Consider the following 16,206-nt stretch of genomic DNA (forward strand, 5'->3'; position numbering starts at 1 on the left):
GATTGAGTTGCCTGCGGGCAGCAGTCGCATCGTCCATACGCAGTGTCGTCACCGGGTGACCTTCAGCGAGAAGAACGAAGCCTTCAGGGCTCTCATGAGCCGAGCAATCACGGCAGTCGAAAGCGACGAAACTGAATACCTGAGCGGGCTACGTCGTCTCTGTGTCGTCGTCGACGTCTCGTCGCCAGCACATCAGGAGACGCAGCAGCTATGCGAGCTCGCGAGACGGGACCCAGACGCCACGCGGTTCATTGAGGGGATAAGGCGACGAGGCGGAGAGGCCGCGAAACGATGGCAAGCATTCGTCGCTGGCAGCGACGGCTCCGAAGAGACGGCTCAGAAGATCCTCCAAGTACTGGAGATCCACGCGGTTGCGGTGAGAGATGGGCAGAGGGATTGGATTGACGCGCTGAATCGGCTCGCGCGCCTCTGGGTGCCAGCTGACGACATGAAGGCTGACCGTGCCCTGCACGCTCTACATTCCAGCCTCATCACTCTGAACACTGTGGCTGGCTATATCGACCATCAGGTCCTCGCGAGCCAGCCATCGCTTGGACTTCCGGCCAACCTCTCGAGCCACACCCGCAGGGACAAACTTCACCAAGCTCGCAGAGAGGGAACGGCTCGTGTCTCCGCCCGACTTCAGGCAATCGGCTTGCCGGAAGACGAGGCAGACCAGCTAGCGATCGAAATACTCGACCGGCCCGCGCTGAGTCTCCCCGATCGCAAGACCTTCCTGACTGGCCCGATGGGGGCCGGTAAGTCAACCGAGGCTGAGCGACAGCACCGTAGAGCGATCGACGAAGCGCTAGAGAGCCCTTCAGCCCCCATCCCCGTCTTCCTTCCGGCGTGGAGTCTTCTCACGGGGCCGCTCTTGCCGCATCTTGAGCAGAACTGGGCAGGCATAGCCGATTTAGGCCGAGTCGGAGTACACCTAGTTATTGACGGACTCGACGAGGCGGGTCTCCGGTACGACGAAGTTTCTTTCAGGGCCGCGGGAGTCCTGGCAGACAACCCGCAGAGTCGACTGATAGCGGTTGGCCGCCCTGAGATCCCCGAAACCCAAACGGCAAGGATGGTGCATCTCCCAGAACCCGACCATAATGAGATGAATCACTTGGCTCGACAGATAGACCCCTCTCTCATGAGCCTGCCACCTTGGCTTGGGGATCAAGACCTGCGCCATCCACTATTCGCCATCCGATACGCACTAGATCACCGCGAGCGAGGTCTGGCGCCTACCACTCGGCACGGGCTGATCGAATCGGTTGCCCGCCACGCCACACAGGATCTCGACGACGACAAGTCATTCGAACTGCTCATGAGCCTAGCGACCCTCGTGACGGACCGCGGAGGCAGCCCAGTCCCGCTAACAACTCTGCATGCGACGCCCCCCGAAGTCCAGAGACTAGCCCGCAGCCGGATCTGCATGCTCTCAAACCAAGGACTGAGCTTCCAGGTGGCCGCACTGACTGAATACTTCGGCGCAGAAGCTCTCAGGAGGACACCTGATCTCTTAGGCAGGGTACTGGGTAGCGTCTCGTCACTGGATAACTGGCGATACCCCATCCTCTACCTGGCTTCGAGCAGCCAAGCCGAGGGTCTGGACGCGCTCCTGGTGCGGCTCTGCGATGACGCTCCAGGAGTAGCCGGTTGGGTCATGAGCAACCTTCCCAAGGACCAAGAACTCGTGGGTGGCGCTCCGGGCGTCATCGCAGATGTGAAGGACATCGTCCCTCGCGTTCGGAAGGCACTGGTTCGGTGTCTCAGTCCCTTCAAGCCCTTGGCAGACCGATGGCTGTCCGCCGGCAAGCCGCCAGCTCTCCGCGCCTGGAGCGCCAACGGCAGTTACAGCCTGCAGTGGCACGGAGGTGCCCCCGCTGGCACGGTGGAGTACTCCCAACCTGTCCCGTTCGAGATCGCGATATCCGACGACTCCTGGTACCGGACGAACTACGGACGGCTCGACGAGGAGGGCCGCTGGCCATGGCATCTGGCTTTCACCTGGGTACATGGCGAGTTGATGAGCGAGTTGGAGGGACTAAAACTAGTCCGATACCTGCCTGCCGCGAGGGCAGAGCTCGCATGGGCCTACGCGAATGCCATGGTCGGCAGAAGCGGATTCGGAGGTGTGCCAGTCGACGTCGCCGAGATGAAGACGATCCTGACCCAGATTCGTGACGCGGTGTCCAGACATGACACCAGCGACGTACGGCCCCAGGACGTGCAGTTCCAGAACGGACTGAATCTTGCCGAAGCCGAGCACTTTGTGGCTGAAGTGGAAGCCCAAGACCTCGTCAGCGTCTCCGATCCCTGGCCGTCGCCAGACACCACGGGCACCAGAGCTCACCTCTTCTACACCCCCAGTCAACTGGAGAAGAGACTGGAACTGACATCGTTGAACGGACTCCAGATCTACACCGAACTAGTGGACCAGTCGTTCCCTACCCTTGCGCGAGAACTCAGAACCAGTCATTCAATACCGGCGCTGGTAGAAGGACACTCCGTTTCCACGCCGACCGGCAACTGGAATGAAGACGTGGCCTTCCGATGGAGAATCGTGGAGGCGCGCTCGAGTCGCAACGAGAGCAGGTGGCTCCTTGGACGGACCAGCGCGGATGATCCTCCCGACCAGGCGGTGAACTTCTCTTCACCGGGGTACGGGTGGAGCCGCAACATCTTTGGCACCTCGATCACCCCTTCAATCGACTTCGCACTAGACCTATTGGCTGAGGATCTTCAACAACTCGGATGGGCAGGCCACACCAGCCGAAGACTGCGCCGCCAAACGCCACCACCACCCAGTATGGCGGAATGCGACCACAAGAGCCCGGGTTCTACAATGCCCTCATGCTCGCCAGGATTGACGGCCTCTCAGGATGCGTTTAAGGGTCATCAGTCTCGGCAGCAGCCTACGGCCTGATTACCCCTGATTCCGGTGATCGAACAGTCCAAGACCGCCGCGCGGCATTGACGAGATGGGGTCGCCGACGCAGGATGGTTTCAACGTTGCCTTCCGCCAACGACTCGTGCCCTGAGGCTGGGACCTGGACAACCATTCGAACGCCACGGCCAACTAGGTGGCGCGCTTACAGAGTGGCATCGGACTACAACTCCGATCAGCTCGGCAGGTACCCTCCCCAGGCGAGGTAGTTCCGGATGGCTTCCTCTGCTGACGCGCCTTCGAACCGGTGTCTGTGGGCATCGACCATCCGCCCCTTCGTCTCCCAGCACCCGTCCACGGGCTCGGTTGTGGCGATGGGTACGCCAGACCTTGAATAGGTGATCCAGTGATCGCCGAGGGGGCACCGTCAGGTAGCCAGCCATCGTCGTTGTCCTTTCCGTGAGGCTAGGTGCCTCACCATGAATGGATATATCGGCCGCTGTCCGGCAGCAAGAATGAAGCTCTAGCTTGGCCTTTCGTGGACGTCGCTAGAGAGCATTCCTCGACACGCCTCGCGGTACCCGGCCAAAGCTCGGCTGTAACCCTCCCAACTGTCCTTCTGACCGCTGAACACATCGAAGACGGATTGTCGGAGCCGGTCAGCCGTCAAGACCACGGGTGGTGTCGCCAACATTACTACTCGTGCATGAGCTGCCAAGAGCCCGCTGAATTCGTGGTCGTCAACGAAGTTGACGGCGCTCACACGATGTTCATTTTCAAGCGCCGCCATCCAGTCAGTTTCCTTCTCCGCGGCTCTGTCAAATTCGATTGCCGCGTCTCTTCGGTCCTCATACCTGCTTTCCAGTGCAGCAAATCGACGCCGTTCGCGTTCCTCCCCGAGCTGGCGCAAATTCATGCGCTCCGCGTGACGATTGGCCACCATAAGCGTGATCAGTGAAGCGAGCACAGTCACTGCTGCAACCAGCACGGGCGAACCAAGAAGTGCGACAACGTCCATGGGAAAGCAAGTTATCAGAGGACCGCCCAATGGGGTCGTCGCCGCCTGGGCCTTCGCACGATTCGGCCAGCAGCTAGTTCAGGGATTCAGCGCTGCGAGCTGGGAGCGCCCGGGAACTCACCAGGGCCCCTTGCCGCCTGCGGTCCCTCCATAGCTGATGGCTGGCTCCGCACGCTTCTGAGAGAATCAGGAAGGAGATGACGCATCCTAGCTCCAGATGGGTCGCTGCCGACTGCTGCTTCTCTGACTACGCACGATGCTTCATGGACGCAGCAGGCGCTCCAGCCCGTGCGCTGCGGCCTCGCGGTGAAACTGGACCATGGGCTTACGCGACCACCAGGAAGATGGGCCCGGGCAACCTACGTTCTGCTCGGTGGCGTAGTTCACAAGATCTTCCAGCAGGCTACCTGGCTCACCCATGACATCCTCGTGGTGCTCCGGTACGCCGGGGTCTATGACGTCGAGCGTTCTCGGAGGCCGTTGTTCGAGCCAGTCAACGATCACACGGTTGATGTGCTTATCGCGGAACGAGTAGCCCACCACGACGAGGCGGTCGGTGGACTCCATCCACCGGGAGAACTCCATGAGCATCGCGAGAAACGGGCCGTCTGCTCGAAGCTTCCCTTGGACACCGAAAACGAGTCCTGGGATCTCTAGCGCGTGCGAGCCTGTGCCGCGCAGGGAATCGCCGTGCGTGAACAGGGGATCGCCAGCACGAGCCGCACCGCCTAGCGTGGTCACCACTGGCTGCCAGTTGATGGAGCCATGGAGCTTGAGGAGATGCACTGGCTCCTGTCCCCAGGTCCAGTGGAATCCGCCTGTCCAAGCTTCGATGCCGTCGCTCAGTTCGATGGCCGCAGCGCTGGCTGCCTGCTCCAGGCACAGGTCGTAGTTCAGGGTGGCGATCCGGCAGGGTGGGTCGCTGAACAAAGGCTGCAGGTAGTCCGGCGAGTTCGTGGGCTTCAGAACATGCTGGAGTGCGTCGAGCATGGCTTCGCCGAGCGCGGCGTAGGTCTGGGCCCAGTCGAGGGGCTGGCGCGTGACGGCCGGAGAGTTCCACCCGGCGATGAACGGGGCTATCGGCGAACTGTCACCCACAGCAAGCATCTCGACCGTGGTGAAGAGCGCTTCGACGTCCACGGTGGATGCCTGTAGGCCACGGCTCAGAGCGGTCTGACAGAGCCTCGACGCGGTCTCCTTGCCGAGCCGGACCAGAGCGTCGTCTGCCCCGTCCCGCAGTTCCAGGTAGTCGATGATGTCGGCGGTCAACCTGACGGCACCTGGGACTCCTGCCTCGACAGAAGCGCCAGCGCCAAGCAGCACTGTCCTGCGGGTCGCTGTCATCTCAGTCCTCCAGAACGAGGTCGGGAAGAGAGTCCACGATCTTCATCGTCTCGACAGAGACCGTCACGACCCGCTTGACCAGGTCGATGATGTAGCGGGGGTCGCCTTGCTCGCGGGACCACGCGTTGGGGTCGTTGACGATGCCAGAAGCCTTGTCAGTGCGGACCCAGTAGCGGTCGATGATCCACTCCAGCGCAGACCGGGAGCCAAGCTGGTAACGGTGGGCCTCGTCAGGCATGCCTCGGAGGGTCACGTGCGAGTTGTAGATCAGCGTCGACTTATCCACCGACTTGCCGGAGCCCTGGAACTTCATCTTGGCCCCGACGGCGAATAGCTCGTAGTCGTCCAAGTCCGCCCCTGGGCTGACCAGTTCCTCCAAGGGGTAGGGCTCGACTGTCTCGTACCCAACGTGCAGCGCCACGAGGGCCGCGCCAGCGTCCACGAAGGCGCGGAAGTCCTCCGAGCCAGCGGCGAGCGGCACACGGGGCAGCATCTTCGTCAGGTCAGCCGCGAACCGTTGGCGGTACTGCGGAGAGTGCAGCACCCCGTAGACGTAGGCGAAGATGTCGTCCTTCGTGACAGAGGTCCCGAAGCTGTGCCGGTAGATGGCCAAGGCCGCATCGGTGATGTTGTCGATGCGTTGGTAGCCGTCGATGACCTCGTGGTCTGGGTCGAAGAGCATGTCGGACTCCACTCGCTTCGCTCCAGGCACGTAGGTCCAGCGTGGGTAGAACTGACCGCTGTTCGAGCCGTACATGGCTAGGTCTGGTAGCCGGTCGGTGCCGAGTACCGAGAAGGGCTTCGGTGAGCCAGGGGCTAGTGCGTAGAACCCGACGTTGGGCGTGTGCGCCGTGGGGAACATGCGCTGCATCTGGTAGGTTCGCTCGTTCACAGTGGCGTCAAAGTACGCGTGCATCTGGCTGAAAGGTCGATACAGCGATCGACGCGTGCGTGAGGCCTCGAAGGTGTGCCGACGGCCGCGTTTGAGGTCCCGGTCTAGCCCCCCGCTCCAGGAGATCCTCCGGGGGTCATCGACACGCCCATGTTCGACTGACGAATTGTAAGCGTCGATCATGCTCTGCATGTTCATCCGTAGCCAGGTCTCGCTGAAGTTGTAACACCAGGCGTCGCGGTTGGTCTTCAGACCGTTTGATGAGAGTTCGAAGACCCCCTGCGTCGGGCCGTCAGAGACGATTGGCATGAAGCTGAGGAAGGTGTCGTCGCGGTGGTTGGTCCAGTCGCCGTGGGTGTTGGGGGTGATGGTCTGCCAGGGGAGCGTGTCGAGCTGTGCCTGATCAACGCGCTGGAGCTTCTGTTCGCGGGTGAGGTAGTCGCCGATGTCGTGGTACTGGATGCGGCAGGACCCGGTGTAGGTGGGGTCCTTGACGCCGATGAAGATGGCCACTGTGTTGCGGCTGCCTGAGCCGAAGACCTTGCCACCCTCCTTCTTCGACAATTCGCCGGCGGTGCGCTGGTTGCCGCGGAGGTTGTAGACGTAGATGGTGCTGTACTCGTTGGCGAGGCTGAGGCGCATGCCGTCGGCGGTGTTGCCGTCGATCCAGCCGCCGTTGGACACGAACGCGACGACCCCCTTGGGGCCGAGACGGTCGGTGGCCCACCGGAAGGCCCGGATGTAGGAGTCGTAGAGGCTGTTCTTGTTCGTGGCGCTGGAGCGCCTAGCGTAGGTATCCGCGATGGACCCGTCGAGGGTCTCGTACTTGTAGTTGGCGTTGTTGTCGTTCGCGCTCGTCTGGCCGACGGAGTAGGGCGGGTTCCCGACGATGACTGTGATCTCGTCCTCGATCTGACGCTGGATCCGCTCGTTGTTGACGGGAATGAGGCTGGTGTCGGCCCGGTCGCCGGTCTCGCTGCTCTGGAACGTGTCCGTGAGCACCGCCCCGGGGAAGGGGGTGTAGTCCGTGGCGTCGATGAGGGCCTGGTAGGTGGTTTCGATGTTGACGCAGGCGATGTAGTAGGCCAGCAGCATGATCTCGTTTGCCCACAGCTCGGAGGCGTACTTCCGGGCCAGGTCTTCGGGCTGGATGATCCCGGACTGGAGGAGCCGGACGATGAAGGTGCCGGTGCCGGTGAACGGGTCGAGGATCTTCACGCCTTCGTCGGTAAGGCCGTGGCCGAACTCCTGGCGACACACGTCGTCGGCTGCCCGGAGGATGAAGTCGACGATCTCGACGGGGGTGTAGACAACGCCCAGCGACTGGGCCTGCTTGGGGAAGGCGTTGCGGAAGAACTTCTCGTAGAGGTCGTGGATGACGCTCTGACGGCCTTCGGCGCTCTTGACGGAGGCTGCGCGGGTGCGGACGGAGTCGTAGAACCTGTCGAGCTTCTCGGTCTCCGCGTCCAGTCCCTGGTCTTCGAGGACGTCGAGCATGTCCTGCATCGAGACCGACACCGGGTTGTGCATCGCGAAGCTGGACTCCCCGAAGAGAGCGTCGAACACCGGTGCGGTGATCAGGTGCTGCGACAACATCGAGATCGCATCATCACGGCTGATGGACTCATTGAGGTTCGCCCGAAGCCCGTGCAGGAACTGGTCGAACGCGTCCGGAACTGCCGGGTCGGTGGTGGTGTCGAGGATGGCGTTGATGCGGGTGACCTGGGCGGCGGACATGTCGGCGACATCCTTGGCCCACTGGTCCCAGTACTCGCGGGTGCCGACCTTGGTCACGATCCGGGCGTAGAGGGAGTCTCGCCACTGCCCGAGCGTGAACAGGGCGTCCTGGATCGCATCGGAGATCCCATCCGACCCGGTCCCACTGCTATCGGGTGTGTCGATGACGTCGGTGATGATCTTGTCGGCGCTGTTCTTGTTCAGCTGGATCGAGTTGATCATCGCGTCGAACCGGTCATCGTGGGCACGTAGGGCGTTGAGGACGTCCCAGACCACCTTGAAGCGTCGGTTGTCGTTGAGGGCCTTGTCGGGTTCCGATCCGGCGGGAACCGCGACCGGCAGGATGATGTAGCCGTACTCCTTGTCGGGGGCCTTGCGCATCACCCGGCCCACGGACTGCACCACGTCGACCTGGGAGCTGCGCGGTGACATGAACAGCACCGCATCCAGCGCGGGCACGTCGACGCCCTCGGACAGGCAGCGGGCGTTGGTGAGGATGCGGCACTGGCCGTCGGCGACGGGGGCCTTGAGCCAGGACAGCTTGTGGGCGCGTTCCAGGGCGTTCATGGTGCCGTCGACGTGCTCGGCCTCGACCAGCAGGGTGTCGCGGGAGTCGATGCCCTCGGCGGTCTCGACCATCTGGGGGAACACCTCGGCCACGCGCTTCGAGGACTTGATGTTGCCCAGGAACGCCACCGCCCGCTTCATCGGGATCGCCCCGGTCGGGAAGCCGGGGTGGTCCTTGGTCTTCTTGGTGCGCTTGGCCAGACCGTTCCAGCAGCCGATGATCTTGGCCGCGTCATCCAGCGGGATCTCGTGGTCCTCGCCGGCGAGCATCTCCTGGAGCGGGGCAGCCATCTGCTCCTCGCTGACCATCAGGACCATCACCTTGTAGTCCGACAGGAGGTCCCGCTCGACCGCCTCACCGAACCCGAGCCGGTGGAACACAGGACCGAACTTCGCCGGGTCGTCCATGGAGGTCAGCTCGGCTGAGTGCTCGGCGGCCTTGCCCTTGGTCTCCTCCCCGAACATGCGCGGGGTGGCGGTCATATAGAGGCGACGCTTCCCGGCCAGGAACGACTGGTCGTGGACCTTCACAAACGACGACTCGCTGGCATCAGCCAGGGTCACGCCGGTGGTGCGGTGCGCCTCGTCACACAGGATCAGGTCGAACTCCGCAGCCCCCAACTCCTGCGCCTTCGCGACCGTGTCGATCGACTGGTAGGTGGAGAACACCACCGACATCCCATGCGCACGGCGACCCTTATGGAGACGGTCGTAGAGCTCGTGACCGTTTGTGGTGGCGGGAAGCACCACATCGTGGACGGAGATGTCCTCCGCAGCGCGGGACACCTTGGTGTCCGAGCACACGACGAAAGGGCGCATGTCGATCGTGGTCTGCGCGGTCCACTCCCGCAACGTCTGCGACACCAGCTGGATCGACGGGGCCAGGAACAACACCCGCAGCGATCCGCCGTTGGCCTCGGCGAGTCGCTCGGCCAGCTTCAGGCTGGTGAACGTCTTACCCGTCCCGCAGGCGGAGATCCACTGACCACGGTCGTGCTTCTCGAAGCCGGTCAGGATCTTGCCGATCGCCTCATCCTGATGCGGACGGGTCGCATACTTCCGCGCCGGCGCCAGCTCGACCTGCAGGGTGCCGGGCATCGCGAAAGCCCAGTCGATCGGGGCCGAGGCGATGTCGGTCGACCCGATCCGCTGCACCGGGATGCTCTGGTCCTGGAGCGCTTCCTCGGCGTGGCTAGACCAGTGGTCGGTGGTAGAAATGATGATCCGGTTGGTGAACCCCACCCCGTCGTAGGTCTTCCCAGAGGCGGTGAAGAACGAATCGATGTCGCCCTTGGATAGGTAGTGGTCCGGGTTGAAGAACTTGCACTGGATCGCGGTCCAGCTGCCCTCGTCACGGTCCCTGGCCACCAGATCGATCCCGACGTCCACCGAGGTCCCGCGATGGGCCCAGTCAATCCACCGCGACACGTGCTCGTACTTCATCGACAACACAGGGTCGAGCTGGAAGTACTCCACCATCAGCTTCTCGAACGCCGTCCCCTTCTCCGAGTTCGACGGCGCGTCCTGGAACGCCGCGAACACCTCATCGACCGTGGTAGGGGTAAGGGTCTGCATCACTGCACTCCTGACAAGCACTCGAACCGTGACCCTGAGCGTATCCAACCCAACCGACCAAACCGGGCCAGGCGATTGCCGGATCCTTAGCTTCCTGCTAGCACGCGTAGGCGGCGTCTGTGCGGCAGAGGCCAGGGGCTAGGCGTCGGAGATTCACAAGGCCAACCATGGATCCAACCTCCGTGAGTGTCACGGCGGGTACAAGTGCCCCCATCCATTCGCCCAGCGCCACCAGGCGGGGAAGTTCCCGCAAGTTGGCAAGGAACCGGTCCCGTGACTCAGGATCGATCTGCCCAACCATCCATACGCGGCCAACCTCCTCCGCAACACCTTCCGCCTCCGTGGCGGAGACTCCATGGTTCTGGACCAGGTGGTCGCGGATCTGATCGAGACTCCTCCACACTGAGACGCTGTGGTCGGGCTTGTAGGAGTGCTGCCTTGCTAGAAACGGCCACCGGGTCTTTGCCGAAACGGCCAGAGCGATCTCGTAATCCGGCCCGTCGGAGGGAACCCCTGGTCCTAGGGAAGGCGCGAGTCGATCAACGGTGATCTCTTCGAATGACCTAAGACCTGGAACTGTCCTGGCCAATCCCAACAAGATGGCATGCTCGATCCAAGATCTGGAGCTGGGCGGTCCTGCCGGAAGGACCCTCGACAGGACAGCATCCTGGAGCCTCGGGAGACCCAAGGGATCCAGGAGCTTCACGTCGAGGGCGACTGCCACGTAGAGGGCAGTGATCGCATCGAGCGTCTCGTCATCAAGAGAGGCTATGGCTTTGATCGCGGCGTCCACGACTGCGCGGCGCCGCCGGTCAGCGCTGTCGCTTGCTCGCTCGACGAGGAGATCGACCAACATGTCGATGTCACGGTCATTCTCTGAACCTCCAGCCTCCACGGCGGCTGCTTGTATAGAGCCCCAAAGACTCGGATCCCGAGCGGCGTCGAGCCGATCAGCTTTCACTAAGCCGGCCACGAGCCGGTCGCCGAAGGTCCGCAGCCGGTCGTTGATCTCAAGGCGGACGTCATCTCTGATCTCACCGAACTCGCGGGCGATGCGGTCATCGATCAACCTATGCGCCTCAGTGGGAGTCATGCCGACAGTGACGATCTGCTGTGAGCCGATGCCAGCCTTCAGGTTGGCTCTGATCTCATCAACCACCGGTCACCGCGTCGTTCCGCGTGATTGCCACGCTCTGAGTGGCGTGGTCTCCGGCGCGCTGGTGAACACGGACCCGGCTCTTGTGGAGGTGCCATCCTCCTGCGCTCCCCGTGATGAGGCCCACTAGGAGACTCACGATCTCGGTGCCGATCCCATCAAGGATCCACTCAATTGCCAACAAGCTCACCTGCCGCTCCTTCCATCTGCCCCAGTGTTCCAGACGCAGGAGACAGTTCCAGTGGAGAGGACTCTGTCCCTTGACAACGCGAGTGGCTGACTAGCCGTCGCTCCCTGTCGACTTCAGCGACGTCGTACCCCGATCGCTGAAGTCACACACACCTCTTGCACCATCGGGGAGAAGGCCCGGGTTGTTGCATTTGATGCAACATCAAACGTGGCTGGCCTGGGCCGATGATCGACTGGGGGTACATTCGCGTCCGCGGGTCTACGCGTCATGGTCCGGAGGTCTGCCGGCTCTTGCGTAGCCGGGCCGCGGACCATCCAACGAGCTCGGCGACGCCGCCGACGACCGCGTCGTAGACGATGCCTTTGAGCAGGTGTTCCCAGAGGTAGGCCCAGGCTTGAGCGTCCGTCTCGATGCAGTCTCGCCCCCACAGTGAGCAGTTCAGCGCCTGCTGGGCGGCTATCTGCGAGCCCACGATTCCGGAGCCGATCAGGGCGACCCATCCCAAGCCTTCGGCGCCCTTGCTGAGGTACTCACGGGTACCGCTCTCGCGCAGGAACGCTCCGACGAGGATGGCGATCCATGCCAAGACCTGGACGACGTTCGCTACGGCTGCGAGCAGCTCGTAGTCGGCGCCAAGCTCGGGATTCATGCGACGAGTCTGCTCCTCGGGCACCGGACCTCGCGTGATTCCGGGGCTGCCGCCAGAGATTCAGCGGAGTCGGTTCACGCTGTAGCCGGGTCGGGTTCGGGTTGGTAGGGGGTGTGACGGCGTCTTTGCACAAGCTGACTGCCGGGTCGGGGTATGACTACCTGACCCGGCAGGTCGCTGCGCAGGACTCAACAGAGAAGGGCCACGCGTCGCTGACGAGCTACTACACGGAGAAGGGTGAGGTGCCGGGTCGGTGGGTCGGTACCGGCCTGGAAGCGTTGGAGATGGAGCCGGGTAGTGCGGTGTCGGAGGTGCAGATGCGTGCCTTGTTCGGGGCGGGTTTCCATCCGGATATGGAGGCCCGGCTGGCTGCTCTCCCGGCCGGCGCGACGCCCGCTCAGATCCGCCAGGCGGCCCGGCTGGGGTCGCCGTTCCAGGTGCGGACGGCGGCGACGGTGTTCCAGCAGGAGGTCGCGATCCGGTGCAGTCAGTGGGCTGCAGCCAACGGGTTGGGCAGTGGTGGGACGGTGCCGGTGGATGTGCGGGCTGGTATCCGCAACGAGCTCGCCACTGCTGGTTTCGAGGCGCGGATGGGGAGGGCGCCGAGCGGGGTGGAGTTGTCGTCGGAGGTGGCGACGTTGACGAGGAACCCGACGATTGCGTGCGCGGGCTATGACGTGACGTTCACGCCGGTGAAGTCGGTCTCTGCCCTGTGGGCGGTGGCGCCGCAGGAGGTGGCGGCGCAGATCGAGGAGGCTCACAACGCGGCGGTCGCGGACGCGCTGCGGTATCTGGAGGAGCGGGTCCTGTTCTCCCGGCGGGGGCACGGTGGGGTGCGGCAGGTCGAGGTCACCGGCCTGATCGCGGCCGCGTTCACGCATCGGGACTCGCGGGCGGGGGATCCGAACCTTCACACCCATGTGGCGATCGCGAACAAGGTCCAGACCTTGGATGGGGCGTGGTTGGCGGTCGACGGCCGTCCGTTGCATGCGGGGATGGTGAGCATCTCGGAGGTGTACAACACGGCTCTGGAGGCGCACCTGGTGGCCCGTCTCGGGGTCCGGTTCGAGGCTGAGACTGCGCGGGATCCGGCGAAGCGTGTGGTGCGGGAGATCGTCGGGGTGCCGGCCCGGTTGCGGGAGGCGTGGTCGAGCCGGCGGGCGGCGATCGAGGCCCGCCAGGCGGAGCTGGCGGTCGACTTCCAGCACGCGCATGGCCGGCCGCCGACACCGGCCGAGGCGATCGCGTTGGCGCAGCAGGCCACCCTGGAGACCCGCCAGGCCAAGCACGAACCCCGCTCACTGGCCGAGCAGCGCACCACCTGGGCAACCCAAGCCCGTGCCGTCCTCGGCGACGACGGGGTGGCCCGGATGCTCACCGATGTGACCGCGGCCGGCCGCAGGTCGGGGCCTCCGGTCACGACGGAATGGGTCGACTCTGTGGCCGACGAGATGGTGGCCCGGATGGGTGTGTCGCGGGCGTCGTGGACGGTGTGGCACCTGCAGGCCGAGGCGTCGCGCCGTGCCCGGGAACGCGCCACGGACCCGCGTCAGGCGGAGGAGTTGACCGCCGCGTTGCTGGCGGCGGCGACCGCCAGGTGTTTGCCGGTGGCCGGCTGGAGTGATCCGGTCAGTGATCCGCAGCTGTTGCGGCGCAGTGATGGGGAGAGTGTCTACAGCACCGTCGGGGGTCGCCGGTTCACCTCGACCGCTGTCGTGGAGGCCGAGCAGGTCATCACCGCGGCCGCCGGCATGACGGATGGGCGGCGGGTTGAGGAGGTCGACGTCACTGTGGCGCTGCTGGCCTCCACCGCGACGGGGGTTGGGTTGAATGCGGGGCAGATCCAGCTGGTGCGGCGGATGGCGACCAGTGGTCGGCGGGTGCAGGTGGGGTTGGCGGCGGCCGGGTCGGGGAAGACCACAGCGTTGGCGGTGTTGGCCGGCGCGTGGCGGGAAAGCGGCGGCACCGTGCTGGGCCTGGCACCCTCCGCGGTCGCGGCGGGGGTGCTGGGGGAGCAGGTCGGGGCCTCGGCGACGCTGGCGAAGATCGCCCACGACCTCCACCACAACCCAGCGGGCGTTGAGGCTCTGATTGGTGCGGAGACGTTGTTGATCGTCGACGAGGCCGGGATGGCCGATACCCCCACGCTGGCGGCGGTGGTCGGGTTCGCTGTGGGGCGGGGGGCGTCGGTGCGGCTGATCGGTGATGATCAGCAGCTCGCCGCGGTCGGCGCCGGCGGCGTGCTGCGCGACATCACCGAGACCCACGGCGCGGTGCAGCTGACCGAGGTGATGCGCTTCGTTGACCCCGCCGAAGCAGCAGCCTCCCTGGCGCTGCGGGAGGGCCGGCTCGAGGCCCTGGGCTTCTACCTCGACCAGGGACGCATCCATGCCGGCTCCGAAGAGACCGTGCTGCGCGACGCCCTCACAGGATGGCTCCACGATCGTGCGGCAGGGCTCGACAGCGTGATGCTGGCCGGAACCCGCGACCAGGTCGCCCAACTCAACCGGTGGGCCCGCGACCACCGCCTCACCGACACCCCCGACAGCGATGGTGGAGGTCCCGTTGCGGTGCTGTCGGATGGGAACGTGGCATCGGTCGGGGATGTGATCGTGACCCGACTCAATGACCGTCGGCTCAGTGTGAGTGCGACGGATTGGGTGAAGAACGGTGACCGGTGGACCGTCACCGGCGTCGACCCGGCCGGCGCACTCCGAGCCGTCCACCGCAGCACCGGGCTGCGGGTTCTGCTGCCGCCGGCGTATGTGGCCGAGCATGTGGAGTTGGGGTACGCGGTGACGGTGCACTGCGCTCAGGGGGTCACGGTCGACACCACCCACACGGTGCTGACCGGGACGGAGGCCAGGCAGCAGTTGTATGTGGCGATGAGCCGCGGCCGCGAATCGAACCAGGCCTATGTGCAGGTCGTCGACGGGGGAGAAGAGAATGCCCCGATTCATCCCGCGACGCTGCGGCCGGTCACCGCCGGCGACGTCCTGGAGCAGATTCTGGCCCGGGACGGATCTTCCCGATCGGTGACCACCGAAGCCCGCCACGCCACCGATCCGTACACGAGGCTGGGGCTCGCGGCCGCCCGCTACACCGACGCAGTGACCGTGGCCATCGAGCAGCTGCACGCCGACGCCGCCGCTGAGCTGGATGAGCATGCCGACCAGGTGGTGGAGCAGCTGACGTCCTGCCCAGCGTGGCCGACGCTGCGGTCCCATCTCCTGCACGCGGCCGCCGACAGCGCCGCTACGCCGCTGGAGGTGTTGCGGGCGGCGGTCGATGCCCGTGAGCTGGGGACGGCTGCGGATCCGGCGGCGGTGCTGACCTGGCGACTCCCGAACCCTGCCGGTGTGGGGCCGTTGCCGTGGCTCCCCGCCATCCCCGCCACCCTCACCGCGCATCCGCAGTGGGGACCGTACCTGGCGGCGCGCGAGGGCTTGGTGGAGGACTTCGCTGTCGAGGTGCGTGACGCTGCGGCCGGGGTGTCGCGGCCGGTGTGGGCGCTGCCCGGGCAGACGCTGACGGCGTCGAGTGTTGCTGAGGTGGAGGTGTGGCGGGCGGCGTGGCAGGTCGACCGCGCAGACCGGCGCCCCACCGGCCCTCCCCAGCTCGGGGCTGCGGCGCATCGCTGGCAGCAGCGTCTCCTGGATCGGTTGCGGCCTGCTCATCCGGTGGGGGTGTGGACCGATCTGCTGCGCGACGTCCGCGCCGATCTGCCCCGCGACCCATACGCCCCCGTCCTGGCGCACCGTCTCGCCGCGCTGCATCAGGCCGGGGTGCCGGTCACCGAGCACCTCGCCGCCGCCGTGGCCGACGGCCCGCTGCCCGCGGAACAACCCGCGGCAGCGTTGTGGTGGCGGCTGGCCCGCCACCTCGCCGCCGTCGACGGCCCCACCCTCCCCGCCTGGGAGGGATCACTGGTGGATCGGCTCGGGTACGAGGCGGCGGCGGAGTTGGAGGCCAGCCCCTGGTGGCCGCACCTGGCCGCCGCGATCACCCACGCCACCGACCACGGACACCACCTCGACAATCTGATCACCCCGACGGTGGATGTGTCGGGGTTCGATGATGCGTGTCAGGCCATGCTGTGGCGCACACACCACCTCACCACCCCGCCCCCGGACGAGCAGGGGGAGCCGCCGCATCCCGACGAGCTGCCGCCTGAGGGAATCGAGGACATCGACT

General features: G+C 64.9%; 7 protein-coding genes. 2 read left to right on the forward strand and 5 right to left on the reverse strand.

The genetic code is table 11. From position 1 onward, the window contains the following. Positions 1–55: 55 nt before the first annotated feature. Positions 56–2,923 (forward strand): hypothetical protein, encoded by a 2,868-nt coding sequence (locus H5398_RS16090; protein WP_182800777.1) that lies wholly within the window; start codon positions 56–58, stop codon positions 2,921–2,923. Between the two features lie 484 nt (positions 2,924–3,407). Here the strand turns inward: H5398_RS16090 and H5398_RS16095 are convergent, their stop codons facing one another. From H5398_RS16095 to H5398_RS16115, 5 genes are all read right to left on the reverse strand, one after another. Next, positions 3,408–3,902, reverse strand: coding sequence for a hypothetical protein (locus H5398_RS16095; RefSeq protein WP_182800778.1), 495 nt, complete (start codon positions 3,900–3,902; stop codon positions 3,408–3,410). Positions 3,903–4,163: 261 nt separating this feature from the next. Then, complete coding sequence (locus tag H5398_RS16100; protein WP_182800779.1) at positions 4,164–5,171, reverse strand: SIR2 family protein; 1,008 nt, start codon at positions 5,169–5,171, stop codon at positions 4,164–4,166. 76 nt (positions 5,172–5,247) lie between these two features. After that, on the reverse strand, positions 5,248–10,017 hold the full coding sequence (locus H5398_RS16105; RefSeq protein WP_182800780.1) for a DEAD/DEAH box helicase: 4,770 nt from the start codon (positions 10,015–10,017) through the stop codon (positions 5,248–5,250). 97 nt (positions 10,018–10,114) lie between these two features. Beyond that, positions 10,115–11,176, reverse strand: coding sequence for an LPO_1073/Vpar_1526 family protein (locus H5398_RS16110; RefSeq protein ID WP_182800781.1), 1,062 nt, complete (start codon positions 11,174–11,176; stop codon positions 10,115–10,117). Between the two features lie 452 nt (positions 11,177–11,628). Continuing rightward, positions 11,629–12,012: a hypothetical protein gene (locus H5398_RS16115; RefSeq protein ID WP_182800782.1), complete on the reverse strand. Its 384-nt coding sequence runs from the start codon at positions 12,010–12,012 to the stop codon at positions 11,629–11,631. Between the two features lie 113 nt (positions 12,013–12,125). Here H5398_RS16115 and mobF point away from each other — a divergent pair. Next, positions 12,126–16,206, forward strand: a 4,081-nt coding sequence (gene mobF / locus H5398_RS16120; RefSeq protein WP_182800783.1) for a MobF family relaxase, incomplete at its 3' end; no start/stop codon positions are given.

It is taken from the genome of Tessaracoccus sp. MC1679, assembly GCF_014164775.1.
Classification (GTDB): domain Bacteria; phylum Actinomycetota; class Actinomycetes; order Propionibacteriales; family Propionibacteriaceae; genus Arachnia.

What these genes read in the sequence shown, in the direction of transcription:
- H5398_RS16115 (WP_182800782.1), bottom strand. Translation starts at nt 12,012, where the DNA reads ATGAATCCCGAGCTTGGCGCCGACTACGAGCTGCTCGCAGCCGTAGCG.
- H5398_RS16095 (WP_182800778.1), bottom strand. Translation starts at nt 3,902, where the DNA reads ATGGACGTTGTCGCACTTCTTGGTTCGCCCGTGCTGGTTGCAGCAGTG.
- H5398_RS16105 (WP_182800780.1), bottom strand. Translation starts at nt 10,017, where the DNA reads ATGCAGACCCTTACCCCTACCACGGTCGATGAGGTGTTCGCGGCGTTC.